Origin of the sequence: Falsigemmobacter intermedius (assembly GCF_004054105.1) — a bacterium.
GTDB lineage: Bacteria > Pseudomonadota > Alphaproteobacteria > Rhodobacterales > Rhodobacteraceae > Wagnerdoeblera > Wagnerdoeblera intermedia.
On the sequence record NZ_SBLC01000152.1, the window covers coordinates 1 to 1,021 of the forward strand.

Sequence of the window (1,021 nt, forward strand, 5' to 3'; positions counted from 1 at the left end):
AGGCCAGAGGTGCCGAATTTCGGTGCCATCAGCCCTTTTCTCCCTGACCGCGCGCATAGAGATCCTCATAGCGGATGATGTCATCCTCGCCGAGATAGGCGCCGGTCTGCACCTCAATCAGCACCATGGGCACTTTGCCGGGGTTCTCGAGACGGTGTTTGGCGCCAAGGGGCACATAGATCGACTGGTTTTCCGTCACGAGGCGGATCTCTTCTTCCACGGTGATCCGCGCGGTGCCTGAGACCACGATCCAATGCTCGGCGCGGTGGACATGGCTTTGCAGGCTGAGGGCCGCGCCGGGTTTGACGACGATGCGTTTGACCTGAAAGCGCTCGCCAAGCGCCAGGGTTTCAAAATGCCCCCAGGGCCGCTGGTCCTGAGAGAATTTCTCGGCCTGACGCACGCCGCGGGCGCGCAGGGTGTCCACCGCAAGCTTCACATCCTGCGCCCGCGAGCGGTCCGCCACCAGAACCGCATCGGGCATGGCCACCGCGATCAGGTTCTCCACCCCGATCCCCACCAGCTCCAGCCCCGGAGATTCCGAGCGCAACAGGCTGTCTTTGCAGTCAATCGCCGTCACCGCGCCAAAGGTCACCACACCCTGGCTGTCGCCCGGCAGTTCATCGGCGACCGCAGACCAGCTGCCCAGATCATTCCAGCCCGCCGAGAAGGGCACCACGGTCAGATTATCCGCCCGCTCCATCACCGCATAATCGATGGAATCCGAGGCGACTTCCTGCCAGGGGGCCTCGGCCAGACGCAGGAAATCGAGGTCCCGCACGGCCTCGGCCAGCGCCTGTTCCACCGGCGCGATCATCTGCGGGGCATGGGCCTCAAAGGCTTTGCGCAGCGCATCGGCGCGGAAGAGGAAAATCCCTGCATTCCACAGGAAATTCCCCGCCGCCAGCATCTCAGCCGCCCGGCCCGCATCGGGTTTTTCCACAAAACGCGTCAGCGGCACCGGATCCGTCGTGGCAGGGCCTTCGCATTCCAGCCAGCCATAGCCCGTCTCGGGCGCGGT

Annotated in this window: 1 protein-coding gene; it reads right to left on the minus strand. The window is 64.4% G+C overall.

The genetic code is table 11. The features are described from left to right. Positions 1-28 precede the first annotated feature (28 nt). On the minus strand, positions 29-1,021 hold a 993-nt coding region (locus tag EP867_RS19730; RefSeq protein ID WP_128491103.1), incomplete at its 5' end, for a mannose-1-phosphate guanylyltransferase/mannose-6-phosphate isomerase.